The organism is Methanofollis ethanolicus, assembly GCF_001571385.1.
Classification (GTDB): domain Archaea; phylum Halobacteriota; class Methanomicrobia; order Methanomicrobiales; family Methanofollaceae; genus Methanofollis; species Methanofollis ethanolicus.
On record NZ_BCNW01000001.1, the window covers coordinates 1,988,531 to 2,007,944 of the forward strand.

Annotated in this window: 15 protein-coding genes; 8 read left to right on the top strand and 7 right to left on the bottom strand. The window is 56.9% G+C overall.

Going from position 1 to position 19,414, the window contains the following annotated elements; all coding sequences use genetic code 11:
• Nucleotides 1-619: 619 nt before the first annotated feature.
• The 3 genes from MEFOE_RS09685 to MEFOE_RS09695 all read left to right on the top strand — a co-directional run bounded on the left by MEFOE_RS09685 (nt 620) and on the right by MEFOE_RS09695 (nt 5,498).
• Nucleotides 620-2,386, top strand: a complete 1,767-nt coding sequence (locus MEFOE_RS09685) for an asparagine synthase-related protein (RefSeq protein WP_067051547.1) — start codon at nt 620-622, stop codon at nt 2,384-2,386.
• 318 nt (nt 2,387-2,704) lie between these two features.
• Nucleotides 2,705-3,613: a hypothetical protein gene (locus MEFOE_RS09690; RefSeq protein WP_235809604.1), complete on the top strand. Its 909-nt coding sequence runs from the start codon at nt 2,705-2,707 to the stop codon at nt 3,611-3,613.
• Nucleotides 3,614-3,902: 289 nt separating this feature from the next.
• Nucleotides 3,903-5,498 (top strand): asparagine synthetase B family protein, encoded by a 1,596-nt coding sequence (locus MEFOE_RS09695; RefSeq protein ID WP_067051549.1) that lies wholly within the window; start codon nt 3,903-3,905, stop codon nt 5,496-5,498.
• 771 nt (nt 5,499-6,269) lie between these two features.
• Here the strand turns inward: MEFOE_RS09695 and MEFOE_RS14045 are convergent.
• The gene (locus MEFOE_RS14045; RefSeq protein ID WP_235809656.1) at nt 6,270-6,905 is read right to left on the bottom strand and encodes a GNAT family N-acetyltransferase; all 636 of its coding nucleotides are present in this window, start codon (nt 6,903-6,905) and stop codon (nt 6,270-6,272) included.
• Between MEFOE_RS14045 and MEFOE_RS14050 the strand changes: the two genes are divergently transcribed.
• Entirely contained in the window at nt 6,876-7,145 is a 270-nt protein-coding gene (locus MEFOE_RS14050; protein WP_160329530.1) for a hypothetical protein, read from the top strand. The genes MEFOE_RS14045 and MEFOE_RS14050 overlap by 30 nt on opposite strands.
• Before the next feature lie 97 nt (nt 7,146-7,242).
• Here the strand turns inward: MEFOE_RS14050 and MEFOE_RS09705 are convergent, their stop codons facing one another.
• On the bottom strand, nt 7,243-7,950 hold the full coding sequence (locus MEFOE_RS09705) for a polysaccharide deacetylase family protein (protein ID WP_201785189.1): 708 nt from the start codon (nt 7,948-7,950) through the stop codon (nt 7,243-7,245).
• A 593-nt stretch (nt 7,951-8,543) separates the two neighbouring features.
• On the bottom strand, nt 8,544-9,275 hold the full coding sequence (locus MEFOE_RS09710) for a glycerophosphodiester phosphodiesterase (protein ID WP_235809605.1): 732 nt from the start codon (nt 9,273-9,275) through the stop codon (nt 8,544-8,546).
• Between the two features lie 67 nt (nt 9,276-9,342).
• Between MEFOE_RS09710 and MEFOE_RS09715 the strand changes: the two genes are divergently transcribed.
• On the top strand, nt 9,343-10,776 hold the full coding sequence (locus tag MEFOE_RS09715; RefSeq protein WP_067051557.1) for a dihydrolipoyl dehydrogenase: 1,434 nt from the start codon (nt 9,343-9,345) through the stop codon (nt 10,774-10,776).
• Between the two features lie 26 nt (nt 10,777-10,802).
• On the opposite strand, the gene MEFOE_RS09720 is transcribed toward MEFOE_RS09715, so the two are convergent.
• Entirely contained in the window at nt 10,803-11,597 is a 795-nt protein-coding gene (locus MEFOE_RS09720) for a transporter substrate-binding domain-containing protein (protein WP_067051560.1), read from the bottom strand.
• Between the two features lie 164 nt (nt 11,598-11,761).
• Here MEFOE_RS09720 and MEFOE_RS09725 point away from each other — a divergent pair, with 164 nt between their 5' ends.
• Both MEFOE_RS09725 and MEFOE_RS09730 read left to right on the top strand, forming a co-directional pair.
• Nucleotides 11,762-12,019, top strand: coding sequence for a DUF504 domain-containing protein (locus MEFOE_RS09725; RefSeq protein WP_067051561.1), 258 nt, complete (start codon nt 11,762-11,764; stop codon nt 12,017-12,019).
• A 98-nt stretch (nt 12,020-12,117) separates the two neighbouring features.
• The gene (locus tag MEFOE_RS09730) at nt 12,118-13,335 is read left to right on the top strand and encodes a GntT/GntP/DsdX family permease (protein WP_067051564.1); all 1,218 of its coding nucleotides are present in this window, start codon (nt 12,118-12,120) and stop codon (nt 13,333-13,335) included.
• Nucleotides 13,336-13,354: 19 nt separating this feature from the next.
• On the opposite strand, the gene MEFOE_RS09735 is transcribed toward MEFOE_RS09730, so the two are convergent.
• Nucleotides 13,355-13,873, bottom strand: a complete 519-nt coding sequence (locus MEFOE_RS09735; protein WP_235809606.1) for a hypothetical protein — start codon at nt 13,871-13,873, stop codon at nt 13,355-13,357.
• Nucleotides 13,874-14,016: 143 nt separating this feature from the next.
• On the opposite strand from MEFOE_RS09735, the gene mmp10 reads away from it, so the two are divergent.
• Nucleotides 14,017-15,240, top strand: a complete 1,224-nt coding sequence (mmp10, locus tag MEFOE_RS09740) for a methyl coenzyme M reductase-arginine methyltransferase Mmp10 (RefSeq protein WP_067051568.1) — start codon at nt 14,017-14,019, stop codon at nt 15,238-15,240.
• A gap of 382 nt (nt 15,241-15,622) precedes the next feature.
• Here the strand turns inward: mmp10 and MEFOE_RS09745 are convergent, their stop codons facing one another.
• Entirely contained in the window at nt 15,623-17,299 is a 1,677-nt protein-coding gene (locus MEFOE_RS09745) for an AMP-binding protein (protein ID WP_067051570.1), read from the bottom strand.
• 378 nt (nt 17,300-17,677) lie between these two features.
• Nucleotides 17,678-19,360: an AMP-binding protein gene (locus MEFOE_RS09750; protein ID WP_067051572.1), complete on the bottom strand. Its 1,683-nt coding sequence runs from the start codon at nt 19,358-19,360 to the stop codon at nt 17,678-17,680.
• Nucleotides 19,361-19,414: the final 54 nt, after the last annotated feature.

Sequence of the window (19,414 nt, forward strand, 5' to 3'; positions counted from 1 at the left end):
AGGATTGGTCCCGGGAAGAAAGGGTCGGAGTCCTGGAGGAGGAAGCCACCCCTGCCCCTATCGTAATGGCAGGGGGTATGGGGGGCGGCAGCCCCCCTGGACCAGGCACTTCTGAACAGAATTTTTTCCCCTATCACTTCAGGAAGTACTTTCCCGCAAGGGTTTCTACAGAGCCATATAAATAGAATGGTATTGTCAGTATGACGCCCGGTCGACATTGTCCGGATGAAACAGAATATATTCGGAAAATAGTGTCGTATACCGATTTTTTCAATACGGTGTTTCCCTAAAGATCGGGTAAAATAGTACACCTGAATCCCGACAACAAAGAAAAGGGGCGGCGAAAGGTGCCGCCAGCGAAAGTCATAAATAAAGCATTGCTATAGGCAGTACAAATCGGGGGAGACAGAAGAGGTACATGCCTGTTTGCGCGGATAGCGCGTCATGCCGATCAGGCGTACAGGCATCGGGGACTTATACCTGAGATTTTCACCGGCAGAGAGGGAAAACAGGCTTCATTGCCAGACCGCGTGCGTACGCACCTTTACGGCACATACCTCCTGCTCGTGATGTCGGGACCTTTGGGCAAGAATATGAATAATGGTCGTGGTGACTGCACATGCAGGTAAAAATTCGCCTATCCAATCGGTTTTCACCGTGGAGACGTATCGAGACGGATAACGCGGATTGCTATATCAAAGGCCACATATTCGTCGACAACATCCTGACAGACGACGAAGACCTGGCATCATATCTCTCGGGGGAGGTGTCTCTGTCTGTCAGAGACAGCGATGATATCGCAGGACTCTTCAGTCACCTGAACGGAGAATATGCGGTTGTCGTCGATGCACCTGACTGCGTGCTCTGCGCCGTCGACAGGGTCAGGAGCATCCCCCTCTTTTATTCCCGGACTCAGGGAGGCCTCCTCGTCGCCGACGAGGCGCAGGCCCTGAAACAGTCGGTGCATGCGGTGCCCGACGACATACGGGCGGCCGAATTTCTCGTGACCGGATTTGTCACCGGCAGAGACACTCTCCTTGACGGGATTGAACAGATACAGGCAGGAGAGTTTCTTCTGCATGATAAGATCACGGGAAAAACCGACCTCTCTCCCCATTACAGGTACGGACACGGGGACTTTTTTCCGGTCTCCGAAGAGGATATGATCGAGCGCCTGGACCAGGTCTGCACGAACGTCTTCGCCCGCCTCATCACGACCACCGTTGACCAGGGGAAACATATCGTCGTCCCCTTAAGCGGCGGACTCGACTCACGAGTCCTTGTGACACTACTCAAACATCTTGGAGTTGAGGACGTGACCTGCTTTACGTACGGGATCAGGAACAATCGGGAGTCGCGGTTCAGCCGGGAGGTGGCCGCTGCACTGGGGTACCCCTGGCATTTCATCGAATATACCCCGGCAAAGTGGGCCGATCTGTACCGTTCGCCTGAGCTGGCAGAAGCGCTCATGTACAGCGGAAACTTCACGTCTCTCCCTCATATCCAGGACATGCCCGCCGTCAGGGAACTGAAAGAACGTGGGATCGTACCTGACGGATCGGTCTTTGTCCCTGGTCACGGGGCCGACGTGCTCTCCGGGTGTAAATTACCCCGGTCCTACGATGTCAGGCAGGGGTGCACCCCCGAAGAGGCCGTGCGCTATGTCCTCGCCGACCACCATTCCTACTGGGACATAGGTAATGACGAACCCCTCAGGAAGATCTTTGAAGAGAGAGTCCGGTCTCTCTCCCCTGCGGTCCACAGGGACGACAGGGAGTCGGGAGCCAACGCCATCGAATACTATGATTACAGGGAGAGACAGGCGAAATATATCATCAACTCAGTCAGGACGTACGAATATTACGGATATGAGTGGCGGACCCCCTTCTGGGACAACGAATTCATGGAATTCTTCATGAAGGTCCCCCTGCAGTACAGGATGAAGCAGAGACTGTACATACGTTTCGCGCGGGAGAAGGTCTTCTCGGGCGACCTGAAAAAGTTAAAATCTATTGAGTGTACGACCCGAATCAGCGATTCCCTCTCTCAGAGGTGGATGTCGGCACAGAACAAACTCAGACGGGTCTACGACCGTATCGCGGACAGGGGGATCTATGCTCTGTGGTACCGGGACCTCCGGCCCCTCCTGCTCAAAAAGAATGCTCTTATGACAGATATCAGCGGCAGCAGGTACCCTCACGTCAGGACGATGGTGATGCAGAGCAGGTATGATCCGTCTGCATTAACAATCATCAGCCTTCTGAACCTTGAATATCTCCTGCAATATGGAGATATTCCGCGTCTTGACGAAGGAAACCTGAAAAGCAAAAAAGAATGTATCTGGGAAGTCGGCATTCCCGAATACTCCAGAGAGACCCCTCGATAATTTCCCGTCTTTTTTTCATCAAGGATAAATATATATATTGTAATGGATATGGTATGGTCGGGGGGGCACGTGGCATACTTATCAGACATGATGCAGGTCCCGGATTCTTCAGGATATAACGAAGCACTCCGACGGGTTCAGGACCTGGCCAGGAAAGTACGGGGCCATGAGACGATTAAAACAGATCATATTGATTACTCACTTCCGATCGGGACCGACGAGAGAGTCGGTCACATGGACGGGAAACCCTGCAGGCGCCTTGTGATTTTTCTTCGGTCGACAGGGTGCGAATGGGTCCGGGAAAGTGGCGGGTGCACGATGTGCGGTTTTTACTGCAGCACCAACCAGGGGGTCAAGGTCTCGGACGAGGACTATATCAACCAGATCGAGCATGTCGCCGATACCGTGGACCTGAACGACTACCCGGTCGTCGCATTATACAATGACGGCAACTTCCTTGACGAGAGGGAGATCTCATTCGAAGCCCAGAAAAAGATTTCGTCCGTCCTCAACAGTTTTCCGGGCATCCGGAGAGTGGTCATTGAGTCCCGGATAAATGACGACTCCATTGAAATGGCACAGCGGATTAAAAAATATCTCCCGGATAAGGAACTGGAAATATTGTTCGGGTTCGAGTCGGCCAATCCCGAGGTCATGAACCTCTGCATCAACAAGGGCTTTACCGCCCGGAACTATGACCATTATCTTGCAAAGATGAAAGGTTCCGGTGTGTCCTTCAAACCGCTTCTCCTGCTGAAACCCCCCTTCTTAACCGAGCAGGAGGCCGTCTCCGATGTGGTCGCGACAGTCGGGTACCTGTATGCCCGAGGCATCCGCAGGGTGGACCTCGAAGTCACGACGGTCGAGAGGAACACGGTCGTTCACGAACTCTGGAAGAAGGGCCTCTACTCCCCGCCCATGTTATGGAGCGTTCTCGAAGTGATACGGCAGTATAAGGGGATGTACGGGGAGGGGATGGACATGTACATCAGCCCGTCCCAGTATTCGGTTCAGTCGCTGGACGTCGCCAGAAATTGCGGGACATGCGACAGGGAGATCCTTGAACGGATCGACATGCATAATCTGGATTTCAACACGGAGGTCTTTGACGGTCTCGACTGTGATTGCAAACATACCAGGTGGGCGGATAGGATGGGTGAGCAGGACCCGCGTGGCATCCCGGAGAGGGTGATAGGCCAGTTAAATATGCTGGACACTCCGGATTAATATTTTAATGGTTTTACACCGCTTTCACTACGAAAATCTGCCTTCCGAAGATGATTGTCGATGACACGACGGGAACACCAGTTCAGCGAAGGCAGGAAGAAAATACATTTATAGCATCACGCGGACGTGACATCGATAGATCCGAGATTTCTAGGACGGAGAGCGCATGCATCTGGAACTATACCTGAATAATCCCTATTACCCATGGAAACAGGCAGAATCCTGGGGGTTCCATTGCTATTACAAGGGGACATTTTTTCGGGGGACCGATGTCCTGTCTGACCCTGAGGTGGTCGGGGAGGTCATGGGGCAGGGTTCCGGCGTCCCCGAAGTCGACCGCCTCAGGGAGATCGCGGCCAGAACCATCGGCGAGTTCTGCATCGTCATCGAAACGGACGACCGCCTCTTCTGTATATCTGACCGGATACGGAGTGTCCCTCTCTTCTATGCCATAGACCAGGACCGCATCATCGTCTCGGACGATGCGAACATCATCAGGTCTGCCCTGCACCCGGCACTGGACCCGGAGAGTGCAGCGGAGTTTCTGGTAACAGGGTACGTGACCGGCGAAGGCACGCTTTTTCAGGGCCTGAGGCAGACGAATGCAGGTGAGATCCTCGTCCTGAATAAGAGAACGGGATCGGTCCATACGACCCCCTACTATCGGTACCTTCATGGCGACTACTACCAGGAGGACGGGACAGCATTGATGCATGCCCTGGACACGATCCTGTACCGGGTCTTCACGAGGCTGATGGCATCCACTGCCGAAAGAGGGCAACAGATTGTCGTTCCTTTGAGCGGCGGACTCGATTCGCGGATCATCGCCGCAATGCTCCGAATGGTGGGGGCGAAAGATGTTGTCTGCTATAATTACGGGCACCCCATCAACAGGGAGAGCAGAGCAAGCCAGAAAGTGGCGGAGGCACTGGGGTACCCCTGGCATTTCATCGAGTACACGCAGGACGCCTGGGAAGAGTGCTACACATCCCCTGAGATGAGGACGTACCAGAAATATAGCGGAAACCTGGCGTCGCAACCTCATATTCAGGATTTTTTTGCCGTGCATACGCTGAAAAAAGAGGGCATTGTCCGGGACAATGCGGTCTTTGTGCCGGGGCACGCGGGAGATATGCTCAGCGGGTCGCATATCCCGGCATCGTACCGGAAAGACGGGGAATATTCGCAGGAAAAAGTCATAGACGATCTTCTCACAAAACATTACTCCCTGCTGGGCTGGAACCACAATGGTCTGCGATCCCTCTATTCACAGAAGATTGCACGGGGGTGTGGGGATATCAGGGTCCACGACAATGACTCCTGTGCAAACGCCCTTGAATATTTTGATTTCTACGAACGCCAGGCAAAGTTCATCGTAAACGCGGTTCGTGTGTACGAATTTTTCGGCTATTCCTGGAGTTTGCCCTTCTGGGATGCCGAGTTGATCGATTTTTACCTGCATGTGCCCCTGTACCACCGCATCGGACAGAAATTGTACAAGAGGTATGCCAGAGAGAGATTGTTTGTCGGAAAATATGAGGGACTTCGCAAGATAGAGTGCACAAGCAGATTTGAGACACCACTGAACAATTTTCTCTCAGATGCGAGGCGCGGGCCGTCCTTCCTCATGCACCTCCTCTCTACAGGGGGACAAAAAACATCATGGTACAACAAAATCCTTGCCATGCTGGAAGAAAACCGCCTGCCCCTCCCGGAGGTGCTGATGCACTACCCCCCCCTTGTCTCACTGGTCGGCCAGGAAAGCGCTGTCCCCGAGATCAGACTGAACGGCCTTATCATACAAAATTATCTGAGTCTGATCATCCCTGACGACGGGATCCAGGGATCCTGCCCTGTGGCCGGAGAGGTTCGGATCGAGCAATAAATAGTGCGGAGACTCACTCCAGAAACATTCTTTTCAGGTGGCTCCATGAAAATGCTGCAGGTGTACTTCCATACTCAAGTTCACGAGCGCTCGCGCCCCACACCCGGACAGAGGGGGAATAGGCTTTGTAGAACCCCTCCCCTTTTCTGGGTACGAGCGTGACTCACCCGCCTTCCTGCATCTTCGCGCCGGTGGCTCTGCCCCCGGACCCCCAAAACTGCGATTGGGTCAGGAAGGCAAAATCAACGAACATGAAGGGGGAGTTGCTGTCCCGGGTTCTATCCTGATGTGGGGGGACCGGGAGGCGGCCAGCCCCCCGCAGAGATGGTCATCCAGAGGATTTGCCATGAAAATGATCCAGAAAATCAGTTCTCCGGGTTTTCATGAGGTTTTGACTCTCAACGAGCACCCCATGATGGAGATGGAGAGGACAAAATCACCTTCAGAAAAGGTGCGCCCTCTGCCTTCCCCGCCCTATCGTAATCCCGGGGGTCTGGGGGCAGCGCCCCCGGCGCAAGCGTGCGGGAAGGCACGTTGACCAGACAAACTCCTCAGAACAATGTTCATGCGGTATGCCTGAGGCGTGCTCCCGACTCATGTCTGATTCTACAGAGCCGGGGAATAGCACCCCTCCTCATCAGGATCCCTGTCTTATCTTTCCGGGGCCAATCCAGAATGAGGGACGACCGAAGGGGGTCGAGAAAAACTCCAGACCGGCGGCGAGCAGAGGAACACTATCTCCCGAGCAAAAAAACAGGATGATGGGCCCATTCAGGTACCCATGATCGCAGAGGAGAGTTTCAGATACGCGGACTTTTTCGTCACCCCGTAATAGGGGACGAGGTTCGGACTGAAATTCTGGGTAAACTCGGCGAGATAGGGAATATTTGCCGTCATCAGGTTCATCTCGCGGTATCCCCTCTCCTTGAACTCCCGAATGGCCTCGGAGAGAAGGAGGAAGGAGGCTCCGGAAGCCTTGGACTCGTGACTGGTTGCAGCAGCCCAGCGGTAGACCCTCCGGTTGTCGAAGAGATAGAAATCCCCGCTGATCACGTCGCCGTCCGGGTTCTGCGCGGTGACCAGTTCGCAGTTCCCGCGTGCGTGGAAGGTCTCGAATATGCTGTGGAACAGGGGTTTCTGAAGGGGTGGCGCCATACCCCTGTTCTGGAAAGTACGTTCGAAGAGTTCATAGAATGTGTCGATATCTTCTGATTTTCGGATTACAATCCCAGTTTCTGTTCCTTTTTTCACATTCCTCTTTGCATTTCTCGACAAACTGACCGCGGCCGGGTCGATATAGTACGTATACAACACATTGGTCTGCCACCCTTCCCAGATGAAGCACCTGATATCTCTCCACTCCGGAGCATTCACAATATGAAGGCTGTCAAAATCCTCCGCATTCATATACCCGATCAGGGACCGTATCGCATCCTGCCGCTTCTGCTCGCGGGCACGGCCACTGCCCCCCTCCTGAGACAGAAAAACGATCCCGCCGTAGGGATTCATCGGCGGGATCGATGTTCCGATATGGAGGAGACCTCCGATCTGATAGAAAAAAAGAGGACAGCCTCCGATAAGTTTTCCCCCATCGAAACACCCGTAGATATTATAGTCCATCCCCCGTACACGGCTCATGACAGATAGCCACGGACTGGAATGGAATATCGAACCCTCAGGCGCAGATCTCACGACCGCGTCCCATGCAGGGAGTTCGTCCATGCCAAGACGCCGGACCGAGATGTCAGAGATACCTGGACCACCAATCATAAAGCTCCTTGCCAGATGTCATCCACGCACCTTCCTTTGAACAATAATCCAGCATTCTTTTATACAGTTTCAGATAGTCCCCTGACATGCAGTTGTTATGCCAGAGGACATTGAGAACGCCGTGGCACTGCTTCACATTCTCAATAATCTGCCGGGTCAGCTCCCACGAGAGGTCCAGGTCAAGATGCATGTAGTAAAAGAGCGTCTTGTCCATGATCGCGAGAGGGATCTCGACGATGTCCATCGGCCGGTTATTCCTGAGGTCAAACGGTTTGTACGGATAACACATCCCATTTCTGAAACCAGCGCAATCAGCAAATCCCATCGTCGAATCATACTGAAAACCGGCCTTTGAGAGATATTCCCAGGTCTCAGGCACTTTAATCTTGAGATAGTGGTTCCGATAACCAACCACCGGTTCGTTCAGCAATTTTTCCAGCCGTCTTTTTTTCTCCCTGATATCGTCGGGATTATTATAGGTCTGGTGGCCCCCATGGAGGCCGACCTCATGTCCCTGGTCCACGATCATGCCCAGATCCGGCCCCAGGTCTTCGATGTCATAGGCATAATCCTCGCTGTCAGGATCCAGAACAAGAAAGAAAAAGGTTGATCTGGCACCATAGTCCTGTTCCATCGCGATAATGTCCTGAAAATTGCACCAGGGTAACCTCTTCGTCTTCATCTGCACCAGGGACCGTTTCGCATCAGAGAAACGACCGTCGCGGAGGGCATTGAATGCTTTCACCCCTTTGCCATGGAGAGAACTGTACACAGTATCGATATCATGTGTCAGGCAGAGCGCGAACTGCCTGCCGTCAGGGTACTCGGGACAGAAGCCCCGGTCGAACAGATACCGTGAGGCGACCGGTTCGAAAATATTCCGGTTCTTGCTGAGATAGAAAGGAAAACGATCGTACCGGTCGCGGAAGCCGGGAGTATATTCTTCACTCCGTGTATAGAGGGCCCAGACTTCAGGATCTTCTCTGAGTATTCCCAGCATGAATCAGATATCCCTCGCATTATCCCCAAAATATGACACTACCTTTTCCAGGGAACAGTTTGAGACGTAGGTATTCGGATCTGATATATATAAGTTTTCCAGCCATCTTGTCGATTCCCTGACGAGTGTGCCCGGATCCGGTGTGCACTCCATAATGGCGATTCACAGGCTATTCTCTCTGGAATGAGAGAATTTCTCACCTTTCCCTGCCCTCTGGATGGGCAGGCTGGACAGCCACACTGACCTCATTCCCGCGACGTTTCCATGGCCAGCAATCATGATTCATGTCTCCGGGTCTTCTCCGTGTCCCTGAGAAACGCTCTCATCCTGCAGGGGTCGTCCGATGCACAGCCGTCGGCACCGATGTCCTGTGCCGCCAGGGCCTCGTCTCCTGTATTCAGCACCCAGGGGATCACGATGAGGCCCAGCCGATGTGCCTGATCGATCAGGGAAGACGTGAGGAGGTCTTTCCTGGGGAGGATCGCATCAGCACGGACAGAAACGGCGAGCGAGAGGGTATCCCCCCCGCATCGCGAGAAGATGAACCCTGTCCGGACACCGGGCAGGAGGCCCTTCACTTTTCTAATGCTCTCTTCGTGGAATGATACGACAAAGAGTTTTTCAGGATCATATCCGCTCAGCACGCGGCAGACCGTCTCCTCACTCCCTTTCTCCTTGATCTCGACAAAAAGGCCACAACGCCCGGTGACCAGAGAGACGACCTCCTGAAGAGTCGGAATGTGTTCTCCGTCTCCAGCGTCGAGTGCCTTCAGTTCGGAGAGCAGGTACGTGCATACGGCCCCGCTGCCATCGGTCGTACGGTCGAGAGTGGCGTCGTGCATGACAACGGGTACGTTGTCACGGCTCAGACGGGCATCGACCTCGACATAATCGGCGCATGCCATCCCAATCTCCAGTGCACGCAGGGTGTTCTCCGGGGCCGCCGCCCGTGCACCCCGGTGACCGACGATGAACATGGCGCAGAATGAGGTTGTGGCCAGATACATATGCCGCGGGACTGTCCGGCACCTATTTATTGCCGGCGGCTTTGATGGAGGGGGAGGGGGATGGTGCATGAAGGAGTACGACCTCATCGTTATCGGCACAGGTTCGGCGATGCCCATCGTGGACGCAGTCCTTGAGGAGAACCCGGACACTCGCATTGCGGTCATCGACAGGGACGAACCCGGCGGGATCTGCCTGACGCGGGGGTGCATCCCCTCGAAGATGCTGGTGTACCCGGCAGAACTGGTCAGGGAGATCGAGAGGGCGCCCGCCTTCGGCATCGACGCGAGTCTGAAGGGCATCGACTTTCGGCGGGTCATGGAGAGAATGCGGGAGACAGTCGACCGCGATGTCGCGGGGATCAGGAGGGCGCTCGAAGAGTCGCCGGGTGTCGATTATTATCGTGCGATCGCTTCTTTCACCGCCCCGTACACCCTCTCTGTGGACGGGACCGGGATCCATGCGGAAAAGATCCTCCTCTGCACCGGCTCGAAGCCCGGCGTCCCTCCGGTGGCGGGGCTTGAACGGGTGCCCTACCTGACGAGCGACACCCTCCTCGGACTGGACACACTCCCGCCGACGGTGGCGGTCATCGGCGGCGGGTACATCGCCGCGGAGTACGGCCACTTCCTCGCCGCCATGGGTTCAAAGGTCACGGTCATCGGGAGAAACCCGCAGTTCATCCCAGAGGAAGAACCCGAGGTCTCGGCGCTGGCACGCAAAGTGCTCGGGGAGCACCTCACCATCGTCACCGACCAGGAGGTCAGGAGCGCAGAGAACCGCCCCGGCGGGACGGTCGGGCTTGTCGCCCGTGACCGGGGCACCGGAGAAGAGACCGAGTACGTCGCCGACACCGTGCTCGTGGCCTCAGGGCGGATCCCGAACACCGACATCCTCCACCCGGAGAGAGGGGGCGTCAGAACCGACGCCCGCGGCTGGATCGAGGTCGACGACTATCTCCAGACGTCGCAGACCGGCGTCTGGGCGCTCGGCGACGCAAACGGGAAGTACCTCTTCAAACACGTGGCAAACTACGAGGCGCGGATCGTGTACGTCAATGCCTTTCTCGGCGAGCGCGTCAGGGCCGACTACAGGGTCGTCCCGCATGCGGTCTTCACTTGGCCGGAGATCGCCGCGGTCGGCATGAGAGAGAGGGAGGCCGTCGAGGCGTACGGGGCCGACAGAGTCTCCATCGGTTTCCAGCGGTATCAGGACACGGCGAAGGGGGAGGCGATGGGAGTCCGCGACGGCTTCGTCAAGGTGATCGTCGAGAACAGAAGCGGCCATGTCCTCGGCGCCCACATCGTCGGACCTTCGGCGTCGGTCCTCATCCAGGAGGTCGTCACCCTGATGTACACCGACCTGCATGCCAGAAGGCTGGTCCTCGCGAGCATGCACATCCATCCGGCCCTCGGTGAGGTCGTCCAGAGAGCATTTTCCTCTCTCATGAGTCCTGCGGAGTATCGTCGGCTTCTGGACGATTACGGGCTTTCGGCACAATAAAAGGATAGAAAAAAGGGGGAGGGGAATCACTCCATCTTATACTTCTGGATGAGTTCCTGCCTGTAGGGGTCGTTCATGAACTTCTCAAGGCCGTCGTTGATCGTGGCGAGGAGTTCGTTGTCGCCTTTCCGGACCGCAATCCCGAACTGTTCGCCGGTGTCGACGGACCCGATCTTCTGGAGTTTCTTGCCGGCGATGACGTCGTTGATCACGGTGCTGTCGAACATAACCGCATCGATGTTGCCGTTCTGAAGGTCGGTCACCGCATTGGCGATGTTGTCATGATGTTTGAGGTTCTTCTTGTCCATGAGGCCCTTCTGAACGAGGTTCTCGTCGATCCAGATCTCGGCGGTGGTGCCGCGCTGGGTGCCGATGGTCGCCTTTCCGGCAAGGACGTCGTCCATTGTCAGGGCCGACCCCTCGCGCGCGATAACGGTCTGGTTGACGGTCCAGTACGGGATGGAGAAGTTCACCTGTTCCAGCCTCTCCGGCGTGATGGTCATGCTCGAGTGGACCAGGTCGATGTTTTTGCCTTTCAGGGCAGGGACAAGGCTTTCAAAGGCGATCTGCTTGAATTCGACATTGAAACCCTCTTTTTCCGCGATCCAGAGCATGGTCTCGGTGTCGAAACCGGTCGGCTTGCCGTCCTTGCCCATGATGGAGAACGGCGGATAGGGGGCGTCAATTCCCACGACATAGGTTGGTTTTTCCTCTGCACCGGACTGTGCAGGGGTCTTGGAGTCGCTTCCGGTGCAACCCGCAAATGCCACACAGCACACTGCAAGGCAGAGCACGAGTGCCGTCAGAATTTTTTGAGACATCAGAATGGTGTTTGAATGTAAAGGTAATATCTATTATTAATTGTACCAGATGCATACAATGTAGGGCATGCCTTGATAGCTGAAAATAGGGCCTGAAAATATCTGGCCCCCGATGCTGGTGCGAGGGGTGGATATATAGGGAGAGACTGCCACCTCCTCCATCGATGCGGACAAGCCACCGGATCCTCCTCAGACTCCTCCATGATCCTGCCTGCGACTTTGCGGCGGTCGCGGTCGTCTTCATCGATCGCGGTGCCCCGGGCGACTGCTCACAGATCGAAGGCAGGGAAATCGCGGCGATCGAAGGGGCACATATGGTGGTCGAAACAGATCGGGGGCCGAAGTACATCCCCATCCACCGGGTGCTCAGGATCCTCTATCAGGGGGAGGTGATCTGGGAAAGGGAGGAGGCCGGCCCCTGAGGAGAAGAAGCATAATTTCGATCCTATTTCCTTTCAGGATTTGATCGGCACATGCAGCATTAAAAATCTATATATTCACCAGAATCCAGGTACCGACGATGCAAACCCTCATCGCGTTCGTGCTTGTCCTCATTTTCATCTCCCTTGCGACGGTGAGGTACCGCCTCAACCCCTTTGTCACACTCTTCTCGGCGGCCGTTGTGTACGGCGTCCTTGCCGGCGTCCCGGTAGAGTCGGTCGTCGGCATTGCGGCCGAAGGGGCCGGAAAGATTTTTGCCCTCCTCGGTGTGGTCGTCTTTGCCGGTTCGGTCATCGCGAAGGTGCTCGAAAAGGGGAGGTTCCAGGAGCGTATCTTCAGCGACCTCAGGTCCTTTACCCATCGACCCGCGCTGACCGGCGGATTCGCCGGGTTCATCCTCGCGGTGCCGTTCATGTGCTGCATCACCGCCTTCATCGTGATCTCTCCCCTCCTCTCCTGTTTCTCCGATAAGAAGAAGGCCATCTACGGCGCAGCCATCGGGAGCACCCTCTCCTTCTCCCTCATCTACCCGACGCCGGTAACGATCGCCGCCGCGTCGGCAGCCCAGGGTTTTTCGGCAGGGGAGTACATGACCGTCGCCCTCCCCCTCTCCATCGTCCTCCTGCTTGCGGTCGGCATCGGGATCGGGCGGCAGAAGAGCACTGCAGAGGGCGGGGACATGGTCTGCGCCCCTGAGACAGGGCGGCGGGCATGGATACCCCTCCTCCTCCCCCTCGCCCTGACCGCGGCGGCGGTCGTCTGGCCAGTCTTCGGGAAAGGGTCGATCTCGGCCGCGCTACTCGTCGGGATGGCCGGCGCTCTCCTCGTCCTCGCGCCCGACCTGCGGTACGCCGCCCTCAAAGACGGGACAAAACACGCCGGCGTGATCATCTACGACCTCTGCGGGGCCGGCGCCCTCGGGGCGACGATCATGGCGAGCACCTTCGCCACCGACGCCTTCGCCCTCTTCGGAGACGCGGTCCCGCCGGTGCTGGTGCCTTTCCTCCTCGGCATCCTCCTCCAGGCGGCCCAGGGGTCGCGGGTGGTGACTGCCGTGATCACCGCGACCATGGTCCTCTCGTCGGATTATGCAACGGCGATCGGCCAGGTCCCCCTCATGCTGATGATCGCGGCGGGAACCCTCTCGGTCTCGGCCTTCAGCGATCCCTTCTTCTGGGTGGTCAGGAACGCAAGCGGTGATTCCGTCCCCGCGGTGCTCTGGCGGTACGCCCTCCCCCTCTCGGCAGCAAGTCTTGTCATTGCCGCAGTCGCCGTGATCATCGAGATGGCGGTCTGAAGAGAGAAGAAAAAAGAGTTCAGGGGGTGGCCGGGACCTGGTGAGTGCAGGAGGGGATCTCCGCAACGTCCCTGAGGGTCTCGTTCCTCCCGTCGACAAAGGTGATCTCGGTCACTGCAGGGGAGAAGTCTGCCTGCACCAGCGGCGCAAACCAGTAATCGTTCAGTGCCTTCTCAGCCTCTTCGAGATGGAGCGCCGGTGTCGTATAGACTGTTGCATTGTCGACCCGGGAGACGCGGGCAAATTTCTCTGCCCTGAAGGAGGCGGACCGATCGCTTATGGCGACAGATTCGACCTCAGATCCGGAGTACTTTTCCAGTGCCTTTCTAAACTCTTCATTCGGGTCTGCGATCTTCAGGAAGACCGCGATATTTTCGAGCCAGGTGAGGGAATAGTCGAAGGTGACCGTTGCGGCACCGTCTTCTTCAACATCTATCGTGAGTTTTTCGGCGGTAAAGGCACCGGCAGGCATCACGAGTGCTCCGATGAGGAGAAGGGAGAGAATGCCGCCAAGCATCCTTTTTTTACTGATAAACATGTTCATGGTTCGCCACCAGCACACAATTATATTTGTCAAGTGATGAAGATATCGGCTTCTATCCTCCCGGGGGAGGACAGAGAGATGCTGGTACCGGTTCGGATGCCATACCATATAACCCTTCAGCACAGACAGAGTAGCAGATGGCTCATCTGACCGTGGACATTGGCGGGCGCCCGGGCGTTGACTGCCGGGGCTTCTGCGAGTACTGCTATTTCAAGCATGTCGGGAAGGTCGAACCCTTCGGGTGCAGGTACTGCCTGCCCTTCAAAGTGGGCTGCGATTACTGCACACGAGGCGTGAAAGAGCAGTACAGCGGGTTCAAACCTCTCTCCGCGGTCGCCGACGACACCCTTGCCCAGCTCCAGATGATCGGGGACGATCTCTCCCGGATCACCATCAGCGGCGGGGGAGACCCGAGTTGTTACCCCGAATTCCGCGACCTTGTCGAGATCCTGGGAAGCATGGGCGTGCCCCTCCATATCGGATATACCAGTGGGAAGGGTTTTGACGACCCGGAGATCGCCGACTTCCTCATCGACAACGGGCTCTCAGAGGTATCGTACACGATCTTCTCGGCCGACCCCGAACGTCGGCGGCGGTACATGCACGACCCCACGCCCGAGGCCTCCCTTGCGGTGATGCGCCGCCTCTGCGAAAAGATCGACGTCTATGCCGCCGCGGTGGTCATCCCTGGCGTCAATGACGGCGAAGACCTCGAAAAGACCTGCGAGTGGCTCGACGGTGCGGGGGCGAAGGGCCTGATCCTGATGAGATTTGCAAACACGACCGACCAGGGCCTGATCCTTGGCAATGCGCCGATAATCCCGGGCCAGCGGGTCGAGAGCGTCGAGGCGTTCAGGGACCGCGTCACCGACCTGAATGCCCGGTTCTCCCTCAAGATCAGTGGCACGCCTCTCTGGGACCCGGAGATCGGGTCGCCCTTCGCCATCCTCCAGGAACCCGACCTCCTTGCGAGACTCCCCCGCGTGCGGGGGAAGGTCTCGGTGGTCACCGGAAGTGTCGCCGCACCCTTCATCCAGCAGGTCCTGGACGCCTGCGGCGGTGGGTGCAGGGTCGTGCCCGTGCAGAAGGAGATCGCCTGCCTGATCACCATCGACGACCTTGCGGCCCTCGACCTGGCAGACCTTGAGGAGACCGTGATCCTGCCAGGCCGCGCCTTTGTTCATGACCGCCAGGCGGCGGAGGTGCTTGGCCGTGACGGGACGGTGCGGACGGTGCTCCGCGGCCCTGAGATGCTCACCGCCGACGCCGAGACCTCGATGGGGATGCGGAAAGAAGAAGTACTCCAGATGGAACTCGACGGCTTTGCCGCCCTCATCCACTTGATAAACCAGAATGGGTGACGGGGCGAGACCCCGGAACCGACCCAAAAATAGCGCTTCAGGCTATTCTGTACGGGGAAATCAGGGTGTAGGTGTTCCCCCGATTCTCCAGAGCAAGAAAAAAGGGGTTTTGTAGAAACCCTCATCCTTGGATCGATTATCCCCTGATCCCATGAAGAGGTACGCGGGTCCACCGCCTTCCTCACGATCTGGCCCGGGGACTACGCCCCGTCCTCGAAGACCTCGTCTTCTCAAGCTCGGGATTAGACCTCGAACGGGTAAATCTTGTATTTTGAAGGGGAAACGACCCTCTACCCCCTTATCCTAAGGCAGGGGGATTGGGGGGCGGCAGCCTCCCATCACCTATCTCAAGAATAGGATTTCTACAGAGTCAAAAAAGATTTTATTCTGTCCCGTGATTGGAGTTGTGCCGCTCAAGTTCGAGGTCACGCAGCACGTTCCTCCGGATCTTTCCTGAGATCGTCTTCGGGAGTTCGTCCACGAACTCGATGGCCCGCGGGTACTTGTACGGGGCGGTCGTCCGCTTCACGTACTTCTGGATGTCCTTGACAAGTGCCTCGGAAGGCTCGAAGCCGGGCGCGAGGATGACAAAGGCCTTGACAATCATGCCCCTGATGACGTCAGGCGACCCGACGACCGCGCATTCCTGAACGGCCGGGTGCTCCATCAGGGCCGACTCCACCTCGAAGGGGCCTATCCGATATCCCGAACTCTTGATCACGTCGTCGGCGCGGCCCACAAACCAGAAGTAGCCGTCTTCATCCATGTAGGCCTTGTCGCCGGTATAGTACCAGCCGTCCTGGAACGCTTCTCTGTTGGCGTCAGGGTTGCCGACGTACTCCAGGAACAGGCCTGGCGGCTTGGGTTTGCTCCAGATAGCGATCCGGCCCTCTTCGCCGACCGAGACTGGCTTGCCGTCATCATCATGGAGTTCGATCTTCCATCCGGGTACCGGTTTGCCCATGGACCCGAGCTTCGGCTCCATGTCGCTGAGCGTGCCGATGCAGAGCACCGTCTCGGTCTGGCCGTAGCCCTCATAGATCGTCAGTCCTGTCCCCTTCTCCCACACCCTGATCACCTCGGGATTCAGGGGTTCGCCGGCACTCGAACAGTGGCGCAGCTGGGAGAGGTCGAACTTGTCGAGGTCGGCGAGGATGAGCATGCGGTACACCGTCGGTGGTGCGCAGAAGGTGGTGACCTCGTACTTCTCCAAAACCGGGAGGAGTGCGGTCGCCTTGAACTTTCCGCGGATGTCATAGACAAGCGTGCAGGCCCCCTGCATCCAGGGGCCGAAGAGCTTGCCCCAGGCGCACTTGCCCCAGCCCGTATCCGCCAGGGTGAAATGGAGGTCGTTCGGCTTGATATCGAGCCAGTACTTCCCGGTGAGGACATGGCCGATCGCGTGTGCCTCGCTGTGCAGGACCATCTTCGGCTCGCCGCTCGTGCCCGAGGAGAAGAAGATGAGCATCGGGTCAGACGACTTTGTCCTCTTCATGCCCGGTAACTGGACGAGATTGGTGGAGGCCGGGGCAGGGTAGGTGAGTTCGATGGGGTAACTGAGCCATCCCGGGATCTCTCCGTCCACCACAAAGCGGGAGACAAGAGTGGGGCATTCGCTGCAGATCTCATCGACCTTCCCGGAGTTCTCGACGTCAGTGACGATCATCTTGAACTTCCCGACATTCACGCGGTACTTGAGGTCCTTCGGGGTCAGCATCGTGGGGGTGGGGCAGAAAATGGCGCCGAGCTTAATGGCTGCAATAGCAAAGATCCACCACTCAGGCACGCGGTGGAGCATAATCATGACCCGGTCCCCCTTGTTAATCCCGTACTTCAGGAGCATGTTCGCTGCCTGGTTCGAGAGGTTCATCAGGTGGCGGAAGGTGAAGTCCTTCTCGTGCCCTTCCTGATCGGTCCAGATCATCGCAAGACGGTTGCGATCTTTCTTTGCCCACATATCGACGACGTCAAAGCCGAAGTTGAAATACTCCGGCACCTCCTCCAGATAGGAGGAGAGGACGTCCTCGGGTTCCATTTTTGTATGCTCGGCGTCGTGCATAACGATATATCAATGGGGTTACGGGGTAGATATAGTGCACGATACTTTCTGGACGGTGGTGGAAGTCAGATTCAGGGGTCGGGCAGACCTGGGGGGCCATCGTGCCAGAAGCCTTCATCGTGGCACATATGCCAGAATCTGCGCGGAAAACTTGAAACGGGACTATGGAGAGATCCTCCTGTGCGGGTCCACGATCGTATCATTATAGTTCGCTGGCGGACTACGCCCCCGAAACCCCCGCTCGGGATAGGCAGGGATAGGGCAATCTCCCGCCTCAGGATATCTGTTCTGTCTTCTCCGGGCCAATCGCAAGCCGGTGCCCGGGGTTTTCCCGGGAACCCAATAAAACTAAAAAAAGAGGACGAGAGACCGGGGCCGTCAGGCCTGAGGGCCTTCATCCGTGTGGTTATTCTCGTATCTCTTCATTTCGAGCATCTTCAGTTCTTTCCGCTTGATCTTCCCGGAGATCGTCTTCGGGAGATCGTCCACGAACTCGATGGCCCGCGGGTACTTGTACGGTGCGGTCGTCCTCTTCACATACCTCTGAATGTCCTTGACCAGCGCCTCTGAAGGCTTGTATCCGGCTTTCAGCACCACGAACGCCTTGACAAGGAGGCCGCGGATGAGGTCCGGGGACCCGACGACCGCGCATTCCTGCACAGCGGGGTGCTCCATCAGGGCCGACTCCACCTCGAAGGGGCCGATCCTGTAACCCGAACTCTTGATCACGTCGTCGTCGCGGCCCACAAACCAGAAGTAACCGTCCTCGTCATAGTAGGCACGGTCGCCGGTGTAATAAAAGCCGTTCTGGAAGGACTCCGCGTTCGCTTCCTTGTTGTCGAGGTATTCGACGATCAGGCCGGGCGGCCGCGGCTTGAGAGAGATGGCGATCCGGCCCTCCTCAAATGCTTCACAGGGCGTGCCGTTCTCGTCATGGATCTCCACATGCCAGCCGGGCGAGGGTTTGCCCATCGAACCGAGTTTCGGTTCCAGGCATGGGAAAGTGGCGATCGCGCAGACCGTCTCGGTCTGGCCGTAGCCCTCCCTGATGGTGAGGCCTGTCCCTTCCTGCCAGATCCGGATCACTTCCGGGTTGAGGGGTTCGCCCGCGCTCGTGCAGTGACGGAGTTCACGGAGGTCGTACTTCTTGAGGTCTGCCAGGATCAGCATCCTGTAGATCGTCGGCGGGGCGCAGAACGTGGTGACCTCGTACTTCTCCAGAAGAGGCAGGATCTCGGTCGCCGAGAACTTGCCGCGGATATCGTAGACGAAGATAGCGGCACCGCAGATCCACTGCCCGAAGATCTTGCCCCACCCGCACTTCGCCCACCCGGTGTCGGAGAGGGTGAGGTGAAGGTCGTGCTCGGTGAGGTCGTGCCAGAACTTTGCGGTGACGATGTGGCCGAGGGGATGGGCGTTGTTGTGCAGCACCATCTTCGGCTCGCCGGTCGTGCCCGACGTGAAGTAGATGAGCATCGGGTCGGTGGCCCGTGTCTTCTTCGCAACCGGCATCGAGACCGTGCGGTGCGAGACCGGGGCCGGGTATATCAGTTCGTACGGGAAGTTGGCCCAGCCCTCGAGTTCGCCGTCCACCAGGAAGCGGACCTGGAGAGAGGGACACTCCCTGCAGATCTCATCGATCTTCCAGGAATTTTCGAGATCGGTGATGACCATCTTGAAGTTCCCGGCATTGATCCGGTACTCGAGGTCCTTCGGCGTGAGGAGGGAGGGGCATGGACAGTATACGGCGCCGAGTTTGATCAGAGCAATGACAAAGATCCACCACTCGGGGATCCGCGGGAGGAGGATGAGTACACGGTCACCCTTGTTAATCCCGTATTTGAGAAGGATATTCGCCGCCTGGTTCGAGAGGTTCATCATGTCGCGATAGGTGAACTTCCTCTCGTTGCCTTTCTGGTCAACCCAGATCATGGCCAGGCGGTTGCGGTCTTTTTTAGCCCATGCGTCAATGACGTCGTAGCCGAAATTGAAGAATTCCGGAACGTCGATTTTAAAATTCGCATAGGTTTCTTCGTAGTTCTCCATGTTATGCTCTGCCATGGGATCTGTCCGTATAGGTATGGTGCGTCACGGTTTTTTAATCTGTCCGGTACC